We start from the raw sequence: 20136 nt of genomic DNA, 5'->3' as shown, positions 1-20136 counted from the left end.
ATAAAGCAGTTCAAATGGCAGCAAGTTATTATGATTATAATTGTTCCTTTTATAGCTTTTGGATTATTTTATAGGTATTATCATCAAACGTTAGAATTTCAAAATGATATGTTAAGTAAATCTTTAATTGCTAATGCAAAATTTATCACTAAACCTGTCATTAGCGACAATACTCTAAGTGGTAAACTCCAAATTGATAGCGATTATTATCAATATTATTTTAAGCCGAACAGTAAAGTTAAATCTTCGGATTCGTCTGAATTATACCGACGCGATTGTAAAATCCATGGTGCTTTTAAATATAATGGGGAAGGAATAAGTAGAAAATTATATATCAATATAAAAAGCGTCGATTTATCAAGTTGTAAGTCAATATCAATGGGTTGGATGTCTCTGGTCGATTTACATAAGCAATATATTTATAAGCGTCTTGTTACAGAACACAACGATGATCCAGGTAAAATAATTGCATTGATTACGGGAGATACTTCCAGGATAAAAGACCACCAATTAGATCAAATTAGAGAAATTGGTATTTATCATTTACTAGCAATAAGTGGGACACATATCACAGCTTTAGTTAGTATTATTTTTTATACTTTGACTAAAGTCAGATGTCCCTTATTTTTGATAAAAGCTATTATTTTTATTTTGTTACCCATTTATACTATTTACACTGGTATGGCTCCAAGTGCTATTCGTGCAGTGTTAGTTGCGCTTATTCTTCTATTACTTCCGAAAAAGTTGTACAAACATTCTATGAATGTTCTTTTTGGTGTTTTTATTTTAATCACACTAATTTCTCCACAATTAATATATAATATTGGATTTCAGTTTTCATTTTTTATAACTTTTTGTATTCTTTTTGCACTCCCGATTTTAAAAGACGCTAATATCGTCAAAAGCATGATTTTTGTCAGTGTTATAGCACAACTTTCATCTTCCATTATTAGTGCAGCCCATTTTAATCAAATCCAATGGATAGGTATCTTAGCTAATTTATTCTTTGTTCCGTTTTACACATTAATTTTATTTCCTGCTTCGTTAATTTATTTTGCTTCGCTTCATTTCCCTATTAAAGTTACAATTTTTACAAAATGCCTAAATATATTGCTCTTGATTCATGATTACTTTGTTTCTATTTTTATGAAATTCTCTACTTTAAAATGGTTCACCCCCGAATTATCTTCATTTTTTATTGCGATTGCTGTGTTTCTTATCATTGTTGCACTTATTTTATTCGTTCATAAGCATTATTTTCTTTTTTTATTGATTCTAATAAGCATATTTTTCATTTTAACCATTTTACCGAAATCAAATGATTACAGATTAACTATGTTAAACGTGAACCAAGGAGATGCTATATTATTTGAAACGGATAAACAGGAATCTATGCTCATAGATACTGGGGGTGTATTGATTAAAAAAGGTATGAAAGACAACCACATGCTATCAAAACGAAAGATTCTGCCCACTTTAAAAAAGCATGGTTTACCTAAAATTAATTATTTGATTATTACACACCCACATGTTGATCATATGGGAGAATTAAGCTATCTAATAGGAAAATATCAAATAGATCATATAATAATAAATGCAAATAGCTTTAGTTTAGAACAATTAAAAGCGCTAACGTTACAATGTAAAAAACATAAGGTTAAATTATTAGATTTTAAAACTTTTAATCATATCGTACTTAGCAAAGCAGATATTCGTTTGTTAGATGCTACAATACAAAATTCAGACGATCTAAATGAACATTCTATTATTACCTACATACAATATAATAAATATAAAATGTTATTTATGGGCGATGCTTCAAAACATAATGAATCTCTTTTACTTAATAAGTACAAACTTAATAATTTGGATGTATTAAAAGTAGGTCATCATGGAAGTAAAACAAGTTCTAGTTCTAACTTTGTCAATATAATGCATCCTAAAATCAGCTTAATTTCAGTTGGACAAAATAATAGATATAAATTACCTAGTACCGAAGTTATTACTAGATTGAAAGCAATAGGATCTAAAATATATATGACGAGTCTCTCTGGGGAAGTTACAATTACTTTATCAAATTCGATACAAATTAAATCACAATTTGGTAAATGATTTGGGTAGAGAGAACAAATACTGCGTGATATAATAATTTAATGTGTAATAGAGATGAAAGGGTGCTATATATGAGCAACAATATAATAACAATTTACGGAGAAGTACCGGAACTTATAGAAAAAAAGTCAGCAGAAGAAATAAATAACTATTTAAATGCACCTAAAGATGATTTTAATTTCGTGAAATATAATTTATACGAACATGATTTGGCACCCGTAATAGAAGAATCATTGACCATGCCTTTTTTCTCTGATAAAAAAGTAGTACTTGTTCAAAATGCATACCTATTCACTGGTGAAAAACCTCCTAAAGATTTGAATCACAACATAGATCAACTCATTGAATTTATTGAAAAATATGATGGAGATACGTTGATTATTTTTGAGGTATATCATAGTAAATTAGATGAGCGTAAGAAATTGGTGAAAACATTAAAAAAGAATGCCCAATTAAAAAAAATAGAGCAAATGTCAGAAGAAGAAATTATGCAGTGGATGAAAAAAGAGCTTCATGAAAATTTTAAAGATATCAAACAAGATGCACTTGACCTATTTATAGAATTAACAGGCGTTAATTTTAATATTGTTAAACAAGAACTCGAAAAATTAATCCTTTTCTTAGGTGACAGATCAACAATTAATAAACAAGATGTGTACCAAATTGTTAATAGAAGTTTAGAACAAAATGTGTTTTTACTAACAGATTATATTCAAAAAAATAAAAAATCAAATGCAATTCAATTGGTTAATGATCTGATTGCAATGAAAGAAGAACCAATTAAGTTATTAGCATTAATTACCAGTAATTATCGACTTTTTTATCAGTCTAAAATATTAAGTCAAAAGGGTTATAGTGGTCAACAAATTGCCAAGACAATAAATGTACACCAATACAGAGTAAAATTAGCGCTTAATCAAGCAAGAAACTACCAACTTGAAAGTTTGCTAAATATTATAGATTCCTGTGCTGAAACGGATTATAAATTAAAATCATCTTATATGGATAAACATCTCATATTAGAGTTATTTATTTTATCGCTGTAGTTTTAAACAAAGCAATATTATCCCGTTGTGCATACATTAAATTGGGCGTATTTTAAAAGGATACTTATTTAAAAAAGATATAAAAAAAGTTCAAGCAATTGCTTGAACTTTAATATTATTTAGCAGCTGTCATTAATGATGACTTAATACGAGCAGCTTTGTTGTCGTGGATTAAGTTGCGTTGTGCAGCTTTATCTACTTTTTTCAAAGCAAAACTCAATAAGTCAGCTTTGTTATCAGCATTTGATTCTAAAGCTGAATGAGCTCTTTTAACTGCTGTACGCATTTCATTTTTTTGAGAAATATTACGTTCTTCAGCAGTATGTGTTGTATTAACACGTTTAATTGCAGATTTGATGTTTGGCATGTGTGTCACCTCCTAAAAGTGATCTTCGCTATCAAAATGAATTTGATTACAACAAGAAATATTTTATCAAAACAAGCGACTTTCTGCAATCATTTATTTATGAGCCGCCCGTAAATTCAATATAAATGATACAATAATGTATAAAGTTATGAAACACTTATTTTATAAAATATTCTGATAAAGTGTTAACAAGTGAATTAATATTTTGAATTATTATAAACGAATGGCTTTGCAAGTTTGCAATTGACTTGTAAAAACGTTATTATATCAAAGAATGTCATACATACAAACGGGCTAGAATTATGAAAGTGAGAAGGATAATACATGGATAAACAAGATCGTTATAATCGACGCAAAAATATAAGAAACTTTTCTATTATCGCACATATAGACCATGGTAAATCTACTTTAGCTGATAGAATTTTAGAAAATACTAAATCAGTTGAAACAAGAGACATGCAATCACAGTTGCTAGATTCTATGGATTTAGAGAGAGAACGCGGTATTACTATAAAACTAAACGCAGTACGATTGAAATACGAAGCGAAGGATGGAGAAACATACACGTTCCATTTGATTGATACACCGGGACACGTAGATTTTACATATGAAGTATCTAGATCACTTGCGGCGTGTGAGGGTGCTATTTTAGTAGTGGACGCAGCACAAGGTATTGAGGCACAAACACTAGCGAATGTCTATTTAGCACTGGATAATGATTTAGAGCTTCTACCTGTTATCAATAAAATTGATTTGCCTGCAGCTGAGCCAGAACGCGTTAAACAAGAACTTGAAGACGTTATTGGTATTGATAAAGAGGATGTCGTACTTGCAAGTGCAAAATCAAACTTAGGTATTGAAGATATATTGGAAAAAATAGTTGAGGTAGTACCACCACCTGAAGGTGATCCAGAAGCACCTTTAAAAGCTTTAATATTTGATTCTGAGTATGATCCATATAGAGGTGTCATTTCATCCATACGTGTTATGGAAGGCGTTGTTAAAGCTGGAGATCGTATCAAAATGATGGCTACTGGAAAAGAATTTGAAGTAACTGAAGTAGGTATTAACACCCCAAAACAATTATCAGTAGATGAATTAACAGTGGGTGATGTAGGTTATATCATTGCTAGTATTAAAAATGTTGATGATTCCCGTGTAGGTGATACAATCACGCATGCAGAGAGACCTGCTGAAGCGCCACTACAAGGTTATAAAAAAATGAATCCAATGGTATTCTGTGGATTATTCCCTATTGATAACAAAGACTATAACGATTTAAGAGAAGCTTTAGAGAAGCTGCAATTAAACGATGCCTCATTAGAATTTGAACCAGAATCTTCTCAAGCATTAGGTTTTGGCTACCGTACTGGTTTTTTAGGTATGTTACACATGGAAATTATTCAAGAAAGAATTGAACGTGAATTCGGTATTGAATTAATCGCAACTGCGCCATCGGTAATTTACCAATGTATATTAAAATCTGGTGAGGAAGTATCTGTAGATAATCCAGCGAATATGCCAGATCGCGATAAAATAGAAACCATTTATGAGCCGTTTGTACGTGCGACTATGATGGTACCAAATGATTATGTCGGTGCTGTAATGGAATTATGTCAACGTAAACGTGGTCAATTTATTAATATGGAATACATGGATGATATTCGAGTGAATATTATTTATGAAATTCCGTTATCAGAAGTAGTATTCGATTTCTTCGATCAATTAAAATCTAATACTAAAGGCTATGCTTCTTTTGATTATGAATTTATTGATAATAAAGAAAGTGACCTGGTTAAGATGGATATTTTATTAAATGGTGAAAAAGTCGATGCTCTTAGCTTTATCGTGCATAAAGAATTTGCATACGAACGTGGTAAAACTCTTGTCGATAAGTTGAAAACATTAATACCAAGACAACAATTTGAAGTACCAGTACAAGCTGCTGTAGGACAAAAAATTGTCGCAAGAACAAACATTAAATCTATGGGGAAAAATGTATTGTCTAAATGTTATGGTGGGGACATTACACGTAAGAGAAAATTATTAGAAAAACAAAAAGCGGGTAAAGCTAAAATGAAAGCAGTGGGAAATGTAGAAATTCCACAAGATGCTTTCCTTGCAGTACTCAAAATGGATGAAGATTAATAATACTTTAAACTTGGGGCCTTAAATCCGAACGATTTATGCCCCAGTTTTTTATGAAACATCATGTTTTTAAATAGGGAAGTAGGTGAACACAATATGGAAGTGAAAAGTGCATATATACATATCCCCTTCTGTGTAAGAATATGTACGTATTGTGATTTCAATAAATATTTTATTCATAACCAACCAGTTGATGAATACTTAGATTGTTTAATTAAAGAAATGCAATATAGTAAAACGAAAGTGTTAGAAACTGTTTTTGTTGGTGGAGGAACGCCAACGGCACTTAGTTATGAACAACTTAAACGTTTACTTAAAGCTATTACTGATATTTTCGAAATCAAAGGAGAATTTAGTTTTGAAGCAAATCCAGATGAATTGACTTTGGAAAAAGTTCAATTATTAAAGGATTTTGGTGTGAATAGATTATCTATGGGCGTTCAAACTTTTAAACCAGAGTTGCTTGAAATATTAGGAAGAACACATAATACATCTGATATATACCAAGCAGTTACAAATGCGAGAGCCGTAGGTATTCCTTCTATTAGTTTAGATTTAATGTATCACTTACCAAAACAGACCATCGATGATTTTAAAGATAGTTTAGAAAAAGCATTGGCGATGGATATTGATCATATTTCTAGTTATGGTCTTATTTTAGAACCTAAAACTCAATTTTATAATATGTATAAAAAAGGCAAATTGAAAATACCTAATGAAGATATCGGGGAAGAAATGTATGAATATCTTTTAGAACGCATGCAAAGGTCTGAGTTACATCAATATGAGATTTCTAATTTTGGAAAAATGGGTCACGAATCAGAGCATAATAAAGTTTATTGGAAAAATGAAGGTTACTATGGCTTTGGCGCAGGTGCAAGCGGCTATGTTGACGGTGAAAGGTACAGTAACGTTAATCCTGTAAATCACTATATAAAGAAAATAAAGAACAATGAAAGACCTTTGTTAGAGTCCACGAGACCAACAAAAAATGAACAAATGGAAGAAGAAATGTTTTTAGGTTTAAGAATGAACCAAGGTGTCAATAAAGCTAGATTTAAAGAAAAGTTTGATTTATCTATAGATGAAGTATATGGCACAACAATTGAGGATTTACTTAAAAGAGAACTTATTGTAGATAACCAAGGCTTTATTTCAATGACTGAGAGAGGGAAAGTCATCGGAAACCTTGTATTTGAGTCTTTTTTACTAAATGTATAAGTTTTTATTAAAAACCGAGGCTTTAACATTGACTTACTTTGACCAATTTGATAAATTATAATTAGCACTTGAAACAAAAGAGTGCTAATGAGGTGAAAACATGATTAGTGATAGACAATTAAGCATATTAAATGCAATTGTTGAAGATTATGTTGATTTAGGTCAGCCAATTGGTTCTAAAACACTGATTGAACGACATAAATTAAATGTTAGCCCTGCTACTATTAGAAATGAGATGAAACAATTAGAAGATCTCGAACTAATAGAAAAAACACATACTTCATCAGGAAGATATCCATCAGAATCAGGTATCAGATATTATGTGAATCAATTATTACAAGAAACATCTCATCAACAACAAACTAAAATGCAGCGTTTAAAAGATTTGGTAATTGAAAATCATTATGATATTTCCTCTACATTGAGTGATTTTGCTAATGAACTTTCAATTGCATCACAATACACAACGCTGGTAATGCGTCCAAATCATAAACAAGATATAATCAATAATATTCATTTGATTAGAGCAAATGCTTATTTGGTTATTATGGTGGTTGTGTTTACATCAGGTCATGTTGAACATTTACATTTAGCATCTGAAGTACCTTTATCTAATGACGAATTAACCAAAATATCAAATTTTGTTACTGCTAAATATAATGAATGGAATAACCACCGTTTTGAAAATGAATTAAATGCTTTTGTAAAATCTGATACTGAAAAAGATTTTATAAAAGACATGCTAAATATGATTGATATTCATTTTGATAATCAAAGTAATGGCATTTTTATGGGCGGAAAGGTTAAACTCATAGATGCGTTGAATGAATCAAACGTATCATCTATTCAACCGATTCTACAGTATATAGAATCGAACAAAATCACACAACTACTTGATGAAATGTCCAATACTTCCATCAATGTGAAAATTGGACATGAAATTGAATCAAGTTTAAGTGATATTTCTATCGTAACAAGTGAGTATCATATTGATGATAGGCTGAAAGGTCAAATTGCGGTTATCGGACCAACAGCAATGAATTATCAGAACGTAATTCGATTACTAAATACGATTTGGTAATTAAGAATTGTATTGGAGGGCAGACTATGACAGAGCAAAACGAATCAGCTTTCAACGAAAATGAAGAAGTTAATGAAGAAACTTCACAAACCGATTCAGTTGAAAACAATAATGAAACTACAGAAACATCACAAGATAATCTGCAGGAGGACGATTCACAAGAAATTGCAGAAGACGTAGATCCTAAAGATGAAGAAATTCAACAATTAAAAAAAGATGTTCAAGAAAATGAAGAAAAATATTTAAGATTATACGCTGAGTTTGAAAACTATAAACGTAGAATCCAAAAAGAAAATCAAACAATGAAAGCATATAAAGCACAAGATGTACTAAATGATATCTTACCAACAATAGATAACATTGAACGTGCTTTACAAATAGATGGCGAAGATGAACAATTTAAATCACTTAAAAAAGGTGTAGAAATGGTTCATGAAAGTCTATTAAATGCATTAAAAAATAATGGTTTAGAAAAAATTGAGACAGAAGGTCAACAATTTGATCCGAATGTACATCAAGCAGTAGTTCAAGATGACAATCCTGATTTCGAATCAGGTCAAATCACTCAAGAACTACAAAGTGGATACAAATTGAAAGAAAGAGTTTTAAGACCTTCAATGGTTAAAGTAAATCAATAATTCGTTTTATTGTTGAAAACACCAAATTTTTAAATATATCAGGAGGAATTTATTTATGAGTAAAGTAATAGGTATTGACTTAGGTACAACAAATTCATGTATTGCAATTTTAGAAGGCGATGAGCCAAAAGTAATTCAAAACCCTGAAGGCGCTAGAACTACACCATCTGTAGTAGCATTCAAAAATGATGAAACTCAAGTAGGTGAAGTTGCAAAACGCCAAGCAATTACTAACCCAAATACAATACAATCTATCAAACGTCACATGGGTACTGATTATAAAGTTGATGTTGATGGAAAATCATATACACCACAAGAAATTTCAGCAATGGTTTTACAAAATCTTAAAAGTACAGCTGAAGATTATTTAGGTGAAAGTGTAGATAAAGCAGTCATTACTGTTCCAGCTTATTTCAATGATAGTGAACGTCAAGCTACTAAAGATGCTGGTAAAATTGCTGGCTTAGAAGTTGAACGTATTATTAATGAGCCAACAGCAGCTGCTTTAGCATATGGTTTAGACAAAACTGAACAAGATCAAAAAGTACTTGTATTCGACTTAGGTGGCGGTACTTTTGACGTATCAATCCTTGAATTAGGTGACGGTGTATTTGAAGTGCTTTCTACAGCAGGTGACAACAAACTTGGTGGGGATGACTTTGACCAAGTAATTATTGATCACTTAGTTGCAGAATTCAAAAAAGAAAACAGTGTAGATTTATCTAAAGACAAAATGGCGTTACAACGTCTTAAAGACGCTGCAGAAAAAGCTAAAAAAGATTTATCTGGTGTATCTCAAACACAAATTTCATTACCATTTATCTCTGCAGGAGAGAACGGTCCATTACACTTAGAATTAACTTTAACTCGTTCTAAATTTGAAGAGTTAGCAGATTCATTAATCAGAAGAACTATGGAACCTACGCGTCAAGCAATGAAAGATGCTGGTTTATCAAGTTCTGACATTGACGAAGTTATCTTAGTTGGTGGTTCTACTAGAATCCCAGCAGTTCAAGAAGCTGTTAAAAAAGAAGTTGGAAAAGATCCTCATAAAGGTGTGAACCCAGATGAAGTAGTTGCAATGGGCGCAGCAATTCAAGGTGGCGTTATCACTGGTGATGTTAAAGATGTCGTATTATTAGACGTAACACCATTATCATTAGGTATTGAAATTATGGGTGGACGTATGAATACGCTTATCGAAAGAAATACTACAATCCCAACATCTAAATCTCAAGTTTATTCAACAGCAGCAGACAACCAACCTGCAGTTGATATCCATGTATTACAAGGTGAACGCCCAATGGCTGCAGATAACAAAACACTTGGTAGATTCCAATTAACTGATATTCCAGCAGCTCCACGTGGCGTACCTCAAATCGAAGTGACATTTGATATCGACAAAAACGGTATTGTAAACGTTACTGCAAAAGATTTAGGTACAAACAAAGAACAAAATATTACAATACAATCTAGCTCTGCACTTTCAGACGACGAAATTGATCGTATGGTTAAAGACGCTGAAGAAAATGCTGAAGCAGATAAAAAACGTCGCGAAGAAAGTGACTTGAGAAACGAAGCAGATAGCTTAGTATTCCAAGTTGAAAAAACAATCACTGATTTAGGCGAAAACATCAGTGAAGAAGATAAACAAAATGCTGAAGACAAAAAAGAAGCACTTAAATCAGCACTAGAAGGCGAAGATATTGATGATATCAAAGCTAAAAAAGAAGACTTAGAAAAAGTAGTTCAAGACTTGTCTACAAAAGTTTATGAACAAGCAGCTCAAGCTCAACAACAAGCTCAAGGTGAAGATGCAAATGCTTCTCAAGATAGTAATGTTGAAGACGCTGATTTCAAAGAAGTTAAAGATGATGACAACCAAGATAACCAAAAATAAGTCGAGTCATTGACTAAATAATTGTTATTAACAGAAATATATGACACAATTGCTTAGCCAAATTAAGTCAAAGTCAATTGAACATTGGCTTTGACTTTTTCCTTTTTATAATAGATTTAATAAAACCGTGAAAGGAGAGGTATGAGTGGCCAAAAGAGATTATTATGAAGTTTTAGGTGTTAGCAAAAGCGCTTCTAAAGATGAAATTAAAAAGGCTTATCGTAAATTATCAAAACAATACCATCCAGATATAAATAAAGAAGAGGGCGCTGATGAGAAGTTTAAAGAAATCTCAGAAGCATATGAAGTATTAAGTGACGAAAATAAACGTGCAAATTATGACCAATTCGGACACGATGGACCACAAGGTGGCTTTGGCGGCCAAGGATTCGGTGGCCAAGACTTTAGTGGATTCGGCGGTGGCGGATTCGAAGATATCTTTAGTTCATTCTTTGGTGGTGGCAGACAGCAACGAGATCCAAATGCCCCAAGAAAAGGTGACGATTTACAATATACGATGACTGTCACATTTGATGAAGCTGTTTTTGGTAGCGAAAAAGAAATTTCTATTCGCAAAGATGTTGCTTGTCACACATGTGATGGTGAAGGTGCTAAACCTGGAACTAAGAAAAAAACTTGTCATTACTGTAATGGTTCTGGTCATGTTTCAGTTGAACAAAATACTATTCTTGGTAGAGTAAGAACTGAAAAAGTATGTCCAGTATGTAGTGGTTCAGGCCAAGAATTTGAAGAACCTTGTCCAACTTGTCATGGTAAAGGTACTGAAAATAAAAATGTAAAAATTAGTGTGACGATTCCTGAAGGTGTAGACAATGAACAACAAATTAGATTAGCTGGTGAAGGTGCTCCAGGAGAAAACGGTGGACCACAAGGTGATTTATATATTGTGTTTAGAGTCAAACCATCTGAAAAATTTGAAAGAGACGGCGACGATATATACTATTCATTAGATATCAGTATTGCTCAAGCTACTTTAGGTGATGAAGTTAAAGTACCAACGCTTAAAGGTAGTGTCATGCTAACAATTCCTGCCGGTACACAAACTGAAAAACAATTCCGTCTGAAAGAAAAAGGCATTAAAAATGTTCATGGTTACGGTTATGGCGATTTATTTATTAACATCAATGTAGTTACGCCTACAAAAATTAGTGATCGCCAAAAAGAATTACTTAGAGAATTTGCTGAAATAGATGGCGAGGAGCTTTCTGAGCAGCCATCAAATTTTAGAGATAAAGCAAAAAGATTCTTCAAAGGAGAATAACTTATGAACTGGACTGAAGTTGCAATCGTTGCTAACCATGAGGTATCACCAATCATAACCAATTTACTCGAAGATTATGGCTCTAATGGTGTTGTTATGGAAGATTCAGAAGATTTAACACATGATTTCGAAGATAAGTATGGTGAAATATATGCATTAAATGCAGAAGATTATCCTACACAAGGTGTGAGAGTTAAAGCATATTTTAACGAAATTAAGTATACAAAAGATTTTCAAGAAAAATTAATTCAATCATTAAAAGACATTGAAGGTCTTGATTTAGATTTGTTTAGCTTTGATGAGCAAACAATTAGAGAGCAAGATTGGGAGAATGAGTGGAAGCATTACTTTCATCCATTTCGCGCATCTGAAAAATTCACAATTGTTCCGAGTTGGGAAACATACCAACAAGAAGATGATAGTGAATTATGCATTGAGTTAGATCCAGGTATGGCATTTGGAACAGGTGATCATCCGACAACGAGTATGTGTCTAAAAGCAATTGAAGCATATGTTAAGTCTAGTGATTCAGTTATAGATGTCGGCACAGGCTCAGGTATACTGAGCATTGCGGCACATTTGTTAGGCGTTAAACGTATAAAAGCACTTGATGTAGATGAAATGGCTGTTAGAGTAGCTAAAGAAAACTTTCAAAAAAACAACTGTGAATATGCTATTGAAGCAGTCCCAGGTAATTTATTAAAAGAAGAAAATGAAAAATTTGATGTTGTTATCGCTAATATTTTAGCTCATATTATTGAAGAAATGATAGATGATGCTTATAATACACTTAATAAAGACGGTTATTTTATAACTTCTGGTATTATAGAAGAAAAACACGAGGCTATTGTTGAACATATGAAACGCAGTGGATTTGAAATAGTTTCTATTAATCATGACAATAGTTGGGTTTGTATCGTCGGACAGAAAGTGAGCGATTGACATGCAAAGATATTTTATAGATCAAAACGCTGATGTAAATCAGCGTTTTTGTATAACTGATCAAGGTGATATACATCATATTTCAAATGTCATGAGACATCAAGTTGATGATTATATCATTATTACATTTGCTGATCATTATGTTTATAAATGTAAACTGGATAATATTGGTGCAGATGGTATCATGGTTTCGTTAGAAGAACGTATTGATGTGGATACAGAATTACCACAAAATGTAACGATATGTAGCGGACTAATCAAGTCTGATAAATATGAATGGATGCTACAAAAGTCAACGGAATTAGGTGCAAGTGAATTTATTGCTGTAGGTATGAAACGTTCTGTTGTCAAGCTTACAGAAAATAAAATTGCAAAGAAATTAGAACGTTGGCAGAAGATTATCAAGGAAGCTGCAGAACAAAGTTATAGATTAGCTATTCCAACGATTCAATATCAAGCAACATTAAACGATGTACTTAAAAGTGCCAAAGCGTATGATTACATTCTAATTGCCTATGAGGAGGCCGCTAAAAGTGGTGAAGTAAGTCAATTTAAATCGTTAGTTCAACAATTCAAACCAAATGATAAAGTATTAATTATATTTGGACCTGAAGGTGGCCTTGATGAGGATGAAGTCTCACTGTTACAAGATGTTGGTTACCAAATTGGCTTAGGTCCTAGAATTTTAAGGGCTGAAACAGCACCTTTATATGTTTTGAGTGCTTTGAGTTTCGAAAAGGATTTACACAATTAGTTTAATGTATTGATGTGTGCTAATAGCGTGTTATATGAATTATAAAGAATAAGGTGATACAACGATAAAAATCCATACCCGGATAAATTTATTCATGTATTAATAGAATTTATTCAAAATAACAAAATCTGAATTTTAGTAATTGACCACATTAATCAGATATATTATACTAGATTATACATGGTTCATACCGTGTATTGATAATAAAGTTTCGTTGATATTTGGAGGGAGGGAAATACACATGTCTAAAACAGTAGTCAAAAAGAACGAATCACTTGAAGATGCGTTACGTCGTTTCAAACGTACAGTTTCTAAAAGCGGTACTATTCAAGAAGTACGTAAACGTGAATTTTACGAAAAACCTAGCGTTAAACGTAAAAAGAAATCAGAAGCTGCACGTAAACGTAAATTCAAATAATTAATAGTTTCGTTGACTCCCTCAACACCAACATTAATTATAAACCATAATAGCCTTAGTTGTTATATACAGCTAAGGCTATTATTTTTTTTATAAAAAATCATTGTACTTTTTAAATCAATATATTTTTTATTATACAAACCATGTAGTACTTAATCATTATTAAAGTAAAAAGTAATAATGAAAATTTCTTTGAAGATAATAGATTTTTATAGTGTAAACGGTATAATCGCATATTAGTTTCATGTATAATCAAATTGAGAGCGAGGTGATAGAGTGATTCTTTCAAGTAGTTTACATACAATTTTTCCTTCCAATTTAGTCGAGGATGGAAATTGGATTGATAATATAGCTAACTTTATAGTACATCCAATTGGCGCTTTGATTTTAACTTGTATTATCTTTCTTGGTTTTCTATATCAATTATATTCTAATAAGATTAATGTTGTTGGTATCATATCAACGATAGCGTTATTGATATTTTTCTTAGGATTTTTTGTGAAAGGCGACGTTAATTTCTATTCTGTGATACTTTTTGGAGTAGGAGTCATATTAGTTATCATTGAATTATTTGTTGTCGGTGCGGTTATTGGCATCATTGGTATGGGGTTTATTATTTTCAGTATTATTACTTTAGGAGACAATTTTATCTTCATGATTGCTAATGTTGTCTTTGCATTAATCTTATCTATTATTGAGTGGGTGATACTTGTGAAAGGATTTAAACGCAAAATTCCATTTTTAGACAAAGTTGTACTGAAAGATTCTACAAATGCAGAGGCAGGTTACACTTCACATGAAGATCGCTCTCATTTAGTTGGAAAAACTGCAACAACATCAACGGACTTAAGACCAGCAGGGATTATTACATTTGATAATGAAAGAATCGATGCTGTTTCAGATGGTTCATTTATTTTAAGGAATAAACAGGTTACCATCTTAGAAGTTGAAGGTACACGAGTTGTTGTAAGAGAAATCGAATCATAAAGGAGAGAAAGTATGATCGGATTAATTATAATCGTCGTTATTGTATTAGTAGCATTGTTGTTGCTATTTTCATTTGTTCCAGTAGGATTATGGATTTCAGCAATTGCTGCTGGTGTTAAAGTAGGCATCGGTACTTTAGTAGGTATGAGATTACGTAGAGTATCTCCACGTAAAGTGATTTCACCGCTAATTAAAGCGCACAAAGCTGGATTGCATTTAACTACAAATCAACTTGAATCGCATTATTTAGCTGGAGGTAATGTTGATCGCGTTGTTGATGCTAATATTGCAGCGCAAAGAGCTGATATCAACTTACCATTCGAACGTGGGGCTGCTATAGATTTAGCGGGTCGTGACGTATTAGAAGCTGTACAAATGTCAGTTAATCCTAAAGTCATTGAAACACCATTTATTGCTGGTGTAGCAATGAACGGTATCGAAGTTAAAGCAAAAGCACGTATTACAGTTCGTGCCAACATTGCTCGTTTAGTTGGTGGTGCAGGTGAAGAAACAATTATCGCACGTGTTGGTGAAGGTATTGTTTCAACAATAGGTTCAAGTGAACACCATACACAAGTTCTTGAAAATCCAGATAATATTTCTAAAACTGTTTTAAGTAAAGGATTAGATTCTGGTACAGCATTTGAAATTTTATCAATTGATATTGCTGATGTTGATATTAGCAAAAATATTGGTGCAGATTTACAAACTGAACAAGCGCTTGCAGACAAGAATATTGCACAAGCTAAAGCAGAAGAACGTCGTGCGATGGCTGTAGCTCAAGAACAAGAAATGAAAGCAAAAGTACAAGAAATGCGTTCTAAAGTGGTTGAAGCAGAAGCAGAAGTACCATTGGCTATGGCTGAAGCTTTACGTTCTGGCAACTTAGGCGTAAAAGATTATTACAATTTAAAAAATGTTGAAGCTGACACAGGCATGAGAAATTCTATTAATCAACGTACGAATCAAAAAGATGATGAATCACCGGATAAATAATTAGGGGTGATTAAATGAGTATAGGTATTATTATCTTTGTAATATCTGTGATTGTGACAATAATTGGTGCTATTAGTGATAATAGCCATAAAGAAAGACAAAACCAAAAACCACCAGTCAACAAACGGTCAAATGACCATGGAGGAGAACCACAGAAACGTGGCTTTTTTGATGAAATAGGAAAAACATTTAAAGAAATAGAGAAACAATTAAATGAAGACCCTATGTCGCAAGAACGTGAAAAACCACGCGCTCCTCAACCTACTAAGACACAAGCAGAACCGGTTGAAACACGTGCAGAAAAAATGGAAACACCGAGTCCTGAGCGCTCATCAAGAACGATGAGAACGGATAATGAAACTGAAGCTGAAAAAGCAAAACGTTCACAACAACAGCAAGATGATAAATTACAACAAGAATTAGAATCCGATTTAATAGGACAAATGCAAGATGTACGTAGTGAAATTGATCGCGAAACTGAGAAGAAGTTGCAACGAACTGAACGAAAAGCACGTGCAATTATAGCTGATAAATATTTATCAGAAAGAACAAAGCGTTTTCGTTTAAAACAACTTATGAATGCTCATGCGATACAAGGAACAGCCACAAATGAACAATTCAGGTTTGCTGAGGACGAAGTTGTTAATGGTATTATTTGGTCAGAAGTATTAGAAAGACCGAAACAATTATAATATAATGTTTTAAGTTAACGCCTTATAAATCAATGTAATTTGATGTTATAAGGCGTTTTTAATATTATAATCGTAGTAAGAACTTTTATTTATCTGATTATCACAATCATATTTATACATTATAAAGCTTTCGTTTTATTATAAAATTAGATAGAATGTAAATCTTCTGTTAAAATTAATGAAATTCTGTCCTATTCAATTCACTTTAAAATAATATATTGAGTATTCGTGATATAATAGAGATGTATAATCAATAGTTTTAAACAGTAATTGTATATTTTTATACAAGCTGATTATTTATTTGTTAACAATCATTTTGTAACTTAAAATCTAATAGAATAAAATAAAAGAAACGAATATATTTGTAAAGGAGCACCTATATGCCTGGAATTATTCAAATAAATGACATCAATGAAGCGCAAGCACTCATTGGTAATAATGATGAACACCTTAAATCAATTGAGGAAGGATTTGATGTCATTATACATGCTCGTGGTCAAGAAATTGCTGTAAAAGGAGAGCAAGTTGAGCATGTTGAAAAAGCGGAATCCGTACTAATTAATTTATTAAAAGTCATACAACAAGGTGTAACAATATCGATTAAAGATGTTGAAGCAGCAGTGAAAATGGCACAAAATGGTACGATTCAATACTTATTAGATTTATATGAAGATGAAATTACTAAAGATGCATTTGGCAAGACGATTCGTGCTAAAACAATGGGACAACGTTTATACGTAAATGCGATGCACCATAATGATTTAGTTTTTGGTGTGGGACCAGCTGGTACAGGTAAAACATTTTTAGCTGTAGTCTATGCTGCTAAACAGTTACGTAAAGGGTCAGTAAAACGCATTGTTTTGACAAGACCTGCAGTTGAAGCTGGCGAATCTTTAGGATTTCTACCAGGAGATTTAAAAGAAAAAGTAGATCCTTATCTAAGACCGCTTTATGACGGGTTAAATACTGTTTTAGGTAGAGAACAAACTGCTAGATTTATAGAAAGAGGTATCATTGAAGTTGCCCCATTAGCTTATATGAGAGGTAGAACATTAGATGATGCGTTTGTCATTTTAGATGAAGCTCAAAATACTACACATGCACAAATGAAAATGTTCTTAACTAGATTAGGATTTGGATCAAAAATGGTAGTCACTGGTGACAAAACACAAGTAGATTTACCAAAAGGTGTAAAGAGTGGTTTGAAAGAAGCGATTAAAAAATTAGAAAAAGTTAAAGGTTTAAGTATTCATCATTTAGACCAAACAGATGTGGTACGTCATCCATTAGTAAGTAAAATTATTGATCGTTATGAGGGAGATGAATAAATGTTTACGATAGATTTTAGTGACCATACTAATTTAGTGAAAGAGGATTGGTTTACACAAATTGACAAGCTGCTAACGTTTGCAAAGGAACAAGAAAATATCGAAGAAGAGGCTGAATTGTCAGTTACTTTTGTAGATAAAGATGAGATTCAAGAAATTAATAAAATGTATCGAGATAAAGACAAAGTCACAGATGTTATATCTTTTGCATTAGAGGAAGATGAACCTGAAATAACTGGTATAGAAATGCCGAGAGTTTTAGGCGATATTATTATTTGTACTGATGTTGCTCAAGAACAAGCAGACTCGTACGGACATTCATTTGAAAGAGAATTGGGCTTCCTTGCATTACACGGCTTTTTACATTTATTAGGTTATGATCATATGAATGAGCAAGATGAGAAACAAATGTTCGGACGCCAAGATCAAATTCTTAATGCATACGGCTTAACTAGAGATTAGAGGCGCGTATGGATAGATTTAAATATGCATTTCAAGGCATGATAGTTTTATTAAAAAAAGATAAGAATTTCTTACTTCATCTTATTTTTGGTTTGATAGTCATTGTTTGTGGATTTATATTTCATATTACAAAAGTGGAATGGCTTTTTATATTGTTAGCGATTGGACTTGTGCTAGCATTTGAAACGATAAATACAGCTATTGAATATGTAGTCGATTTGGTAACAACGGATTATCATATTTTAGCTAAGAAAGCGAAAGATGTTGCTGCTTTTAGCGTGATTATTGCGTCTATTATAGCTGTCTTAATTGGGCTGATTGTTTTTTTACCGTATATTTTTAAATAATAGTGCAAATTCACAAAAGTTGTTTATACTTAATGAATAAAGCTTTTAATAAAATATAGTTATACACCCATTTCCATGGTGTTGAATATTGAACAGGAGAGATGAAGCAATGGCATACCAACCACATTATTTTTCAGAAGTAAGAAAAGCACAGGCAAATGCGTACGCACCCTACAGTAATTTTAAAGTTGGTGCGTATTTAAGAACGAAAGATGGCAAAGCTTATTACGGTGGTAATGTTGAAAATGCAGCTTATCCAATGGCGATTTGTGCTGAAAGATCAAGTTTAGTTGCGGCAATTGCTGATGGATACCGCCCAGGAGATTTTGAATCAATTACTGTAACTGTAGATGCAGATGAACCGTCCTCACCATGTGGCGCATGTCGACAAGTAATGAAAGAGCTTTGTGATGACGAAATGCCAGTTTATATGACCAATCATAAAGGTGATATGACAGAATTATCAGTAGGCGAGTTATTGCCTTTAGGATTTTCAGGAAAGGATTTAAATTAATGACAGAACACAAATCAGGCTTTATATCTATCATTGGTAGACCCAATGTTGGTAAATCAACCTTTGTAAATCGTGTAATAGGACATAAGATTGCGATAATGTCCGATAAAGCACAAACAACTAGAAACAAAATTCAAGGTGTCATGACACAAGAAGATGCGCAAATTATTTTCCTAGATACACCAGGTATTCATAAACCTAAGCACAAATTAGGAGATTATATGATGCGCGTTGCGACGAATACTCTATCTGAAATAGATGCCATTATGTTTATGGTAAACGTCAATGAGGATATTGGTAGAGGCGACGAATATATTATGGATATGCTAAAAACAATCAAAACGCCAGTATTTTTAGTGTTAAATAAGATTGACTTGGTTCATCCCGATGAATTAATGCCTAGAATTGAAAAATATAAAAAATATATGGATTTTACAGAAATCGTACCTATTTCTGCACTTGAAGGCTTAAATGTAGATCATTTTATTAATGTTATAAAATCATATTTACCAGAAGGCCCTAAATATTATCCTGATGATCAAATATCAGATCATCCAGAACAATTTGTTGTTGGAGAACTGATAAGAGAGAAAATTTTACATTTAACAAGTGAAGAAATTCCTCATGCGATTGGTGTTAATGTAGACCGTATGATTAAAGAAGATGAAGATAGAGTGAGAATTGAAGCTACTATTTACGTAGAAAGAGATTCTCAAAAAGGGATTGTCATTGGTAAAGGCGGTAAAAAATTAAAAGAGGTTGGTAAACGTGCGCGTCAAGATATAGAGCGTTTATTAGGCTCGAAAGTTTACTTGGAACTATGGGTTAAAGTACAAAAAGACTGGCGAAATAAAGTTAATTTCATTCGCCAAATGGGTTATTTAGAAGATAGAGATTAAGT

Annotated in this window: 20 protein-coding genes; 19 read left to right on the top strand and 1 reads right to left on the bottom strand. The window is 32.4% G+C overall.

The features are described from left to right. The first annotated feature begins 30 nt into the window (after positions 1-30). Together KA893_RS01130 and holA are read left to right on the top strand one after the other, a co-directional pair. Complete coding sequence (locus tag KA893_RS01130; protein ID WP_194375710.1) at positions 31-2112, top strand: DNA internalization-related competence protein ComEC/Rec2; 2082 nt, start codon at positions 31-33, stop codon at positions 2110-2112. A 71-nt stretch (positions 2113-2183) separates the two neighbouring features. Continuing rightward, complete coding sequence (holA, locus tag KA893_RS01125) at positions 2184-3158, top strand: DNA polymerase III subunit delta (RefSeq protein WP_037538369.1); 975 nt, start codon at positions 2184-2186, stop codon at positions 3156-3158. A 115-nt stretch (positions 3159-3273) separates the two neighbouring features. On the opposite strand, the gene rpsT is transcribed toward holA, so the two are convergent. Then, positions 3274-3525: a 30S ribosomal protein S20 gene (gene rpsT, locus KA893_RS01120; protein ID WP_002483148.1), complete on the bottom strand. Its 252-nt coding sequence runs from the start codon at positions 3523-3525 to the stop codon at positions 3274-3276. 324 nt (positions 3526-3849) lie between these two features. On the opposite strand from rpsT, the gene lepA reads away from it, so the two are divergent. From lepA to era, 17 genes are all read left to right on the top strand, one after another. Continuing rightward, positions 3850-5673, top strand: a complete 1824-nt coding sequence (gene lepA, locus KA893_RS01115; RefSeq protein WP_002483149.1) for a translation elongation factor 4 — start codon at positions 3850-3852, stop codon at positions 5671-5673. Positions 5674-5769: 96 nt separating this feature from the next. Continuing rightward, positions 5770-6894 carry a radical SAM family heme chaperone HemW gene (gene hemW, locus KA893_RS01110; protein WP_011302991.1) on the top strand — a complete coding sequence of 375 codons (1125 nt, stop codon included), beginning with the start codon at positions 5770-5772 and terminating at the stop codon, positions 6892-6894. Positions 6895-6994: 100 nt separating this feature from the next. Next, positions 6995-7975, top strand: coding sequence for a heat-inducible transcriptional repressor HrcA (gene hrcA, locus KA893_RS01105; protein WP_069820175.1), 981 nt, complete (start codon positions 6995-6997; stop codon positions 7973-7975). 26 nt (positions 7976-8001) lie between these two features. After that, complete coding sequence (grpE, locus tag KA893_RS01100; protein WP_115340590.1) at positions 8002-8613, top strand: nucleotide exchange factor GrpE; 612 nt, start codon at positions 8002-8004, stop codon at positions 8611-8613. Positions 8614-8668: 55 nt separating this feature from the next. Beyond that, on the top strand, positions 8669-10513 hold the full coding sequence (gene dnaK / locus KA893_RS01095; protein WP_002483153.1) for a molecular chaperone DnaK: 1845 nt from the start codon (positions 8669-8671) through the stop codon (positions 10511-10513). Between the two features lie 145 nt (positions 10514-10658). Then, positions 10659-11795, top strand: coding sequence for a molecular chaperone DnaJ (gene dnaJ / locus KA893_RS01090; RefSeq protein ID WP_011302993.1), 1137 nt, complete (start codon positions 10659-10661; stop codon positions 11793-11795). A 3-nt stretch (positions 11796-11798) separates the two neighbouring features. Further along, entirely contained in the window at positions 11799-12737 is a 939-nt protein-coding gene (gene prmA, locus KA893_RS01085; RefSeq protein WP_075339782.1) for a 50S ribosomal protein L11 methyltransferase, read from the top strand. 1 nt (position 12738) lies between these two features. Further along, complete coding sequence (locus tag KA893_RS01080; RefSeq protein ID WP_075339781.1) at positions 12739-13491, top strand: 16S rRNA (uracil(1498)-N(3))-methyltransferase; 753 nt, start codon at positions 12739-12741, stop codon at positions 13489-13491. Between the two features lie 241 nt (positions 13492-13732). Further along, positions 13733-13909, top strand: coding sequence for a 30S ribosomal protein S21 (gene rpsU / locus KA893_RS01075; RefSeq protein WP_002483157.1), 177 nt, complete (start codon positions 13733-13735; stop codon positions 13907-13909). Between the two features lie 276 nt (positions 13910-14185). Next, entirely contained in the window at positions 14186-14896 is a 711-nt protein-coding gene (locus KA893_RS01070; RefSeq protein WP_041080599.1) for an NfeD family protein, read from the top strand. Between the two features lie 12 nt (positions 14897-14908). Further along, on the top strand, positions 14909-15892 hold the full coding sequence (gene floA, locus KA893_RS01065; protein ID WP_011302997.1) for a flotillin-like protein FloA: 984 nt from the start codon (positions 14909-14911) through the stop codon (positions 15890-15892). Positions 15893-15906: 14 nt separating this feature from the next. After that, positions 15907-16584, top strand: a complete 678-nt coding sequence (locus KA893_RS01060; protein ID WP_037538372.1) for a hypothetical protein — start codon at positions 15907-15909, stop codon at positions 16582-16584. Between the two features lie 380 nt (positions 16585-16964). Continuing rightward, positions 16965-17912, top strand: coding sequence for a PhoH family protein (locus KA893_RS01055; protein ID WP_069822018.1), 948 nt, complete (start codon positions 16965-16967; stop codon positions 17910-17912). Beyond that, positions 17913-18374, top strand: coding sequence for an rRNA maturation RNase YbeY (ybeY, locus tag KA893_RS01050; protein ID WP_011302999.1), 462 nt, complete (start codon positions 17913-17915; stop codon positions 18372-18374). A gap of 8 nt (positions 18375-18382) precedes the next feature. Next, complete coding sequence (locus KA893_RS01045; RefSeq protein WP_011303000.1) at positions 18383-18721, top strand: diacylglycerol kinase family protein; 339 nt, start codon at positions 18383-18385, stop codon at positions 18719-18721. A gap of 109 nt (positions 18722-18830) precedes the next feature. Continuing rightward, positions 18831-19235, top strand: a complete 405-nt coding sequence (gene cdd, locus KA893_RS01040; RefSeq protein ID WP_002483164.1) for a cytidine deaminase — start codon at positions 18831-18833, stop codon at positions 19233-19235. Further along, positions 19235-20134 carry a GTPase Era gene (era, locus tag KA893_RS01035; protein ID WP_041080602.1) on the top strand — a complete coding sequence of 300 codons (900 nt, stop codon included), beginning with the start codon at positions 19235-19237 and terminating at the stop codon, positions 20132-20134. The genes cdd and era overlap by 1 nt, the downstream gene beginning before the upstream one ends. The last annotated feature ends 2 nt before the right edge of the window (positions 20135-20136 follow it).

It is taken from the genome of Staphylococcus sp. GDY8P126P (assembly GCF_017891965.1).
Taxonomy (GTDB): domain Bacteria; phylum Bacillota; class Bacilli; order Staphylococcales; family Staphylococcaceae; genus Staphylococcus; species Staphylococcus saprophyticus.
This window is presented reverse-complemented; position numbering and strand designations above follow the sequence as displayed.

Bases quoted from the DNA above. Each gene is read 5' to 3' on its own strand.
- KA893_RS01130 (WP_194375710.1), top strand. From the start codon at position 31: ATGATTATAATTGTTCCTTTTATAGCTTTTGGATTATTTTATAGGTAT.
- holA (WP_037538369.1), top strand. From the start codon at position 2,184: ATGAGCAACAATATAATAACAATTTACGGAGAAGTACCGGAACTTATA.
- rpsT (WP_002483148.1), bottom strand. From the start codon at position 3,525: ATGCCAAACATCAAATCTGCAATTAAACGTGTTAATACAACACATACT.
- lepA (WP_002483149.1), top strand. From the start codon at position 3,850: ATGGATAAACAAGATCGTTATAATCGACGCAAAAATATAAGAAACTTT.
- hemW (WP_011302991.1), top strand. From the start codon at position 5,770: ATGGAAGTGAAAAGTGCATATATACATATCCCCTTCTGTGTAAGAATA.
- hrcA (WP_069820175.1), top strand. From the start codon at position 6,995: ATGATTAGTGATAGACAATTAAGCATATTAAATGCAATTGTTGAAGAT.
- grpE (WP_115340590.1), top strand. From the start codon at position 8,002: ATGACAGAGCAAAACGAATCAGCTTTCAACGAAAATGAAGAAGTTAAT.
- dnaK (WP_002483153.1), top strand. From the start codon at position 8,669: ATGAGTAAAGTAATAGGTATTGACTTAGGTACAACAAATTCATGTATT.
- prmA (WP_075339782.1), top strand. From the start codon at position 11,799: ATGAACTGGACTGAAGTTGCAATCGTTGCTAACCATGAGGTATCACCA.
- KA893_RS01080 (WP_075339781.1), top strand. From the start codon at position 12,739: ATGCAAAGATATTTTATAGATCAAAACGCTGATGTAAATCAGCGTTTT.
- rpsU (WP_002483157.1), top strand. From the start codon at position 13,733: ATGTCTAAAACAGTAGTCAAAAAGAACGAATCACTTGAAGATGCGTTA.
- floA (WP_011302997.1), top strand. From the start codon at position 14,909: ATGATCGGATTAATTATAATCGTCGTTATTGTATTAGTAGCATTGTTG.
- KA893_RS01060 (WP_037538372.1), top strand. From the start codon at position 15,907: ATGAGTATAGGTATTATTATCTTTGTAATATCTGTGATTGTGACAATA.
- KA893_RS01055 (WP_069822018.1), top strand. From the start codon at position 16,965: ATGCCTGGAATTATTCAAATAAATGACATCAATGAAGCGCAAGCACTC.
- ybeY (WP_011302999.1), top strand. From the start codon at position 17,913: ATGTTTACGATAGATTTTAGTGACCATACTAATTTAGTGAAAGAGGAT.
- KA893_RS01045 (WP_011303000.1), top strand. From the start codon at position 18,383: ATGGATAGATTTAAATATGCATTTCAAGGCATGATAGTTTTATTAAAA.
- cdd (WP_002483164.1), top strand. From the start codon at position 18,831: ATGGCATACCAACCACATTATTTTTCAGAAGTAAGAAAAGCACAGGCA.
- era (WP_041080602.1), top strand. From the start codon at position 19,235: ATGACAGAACACAAATCAGGCTTTATATCTATCATTGGTAGACCCAAT.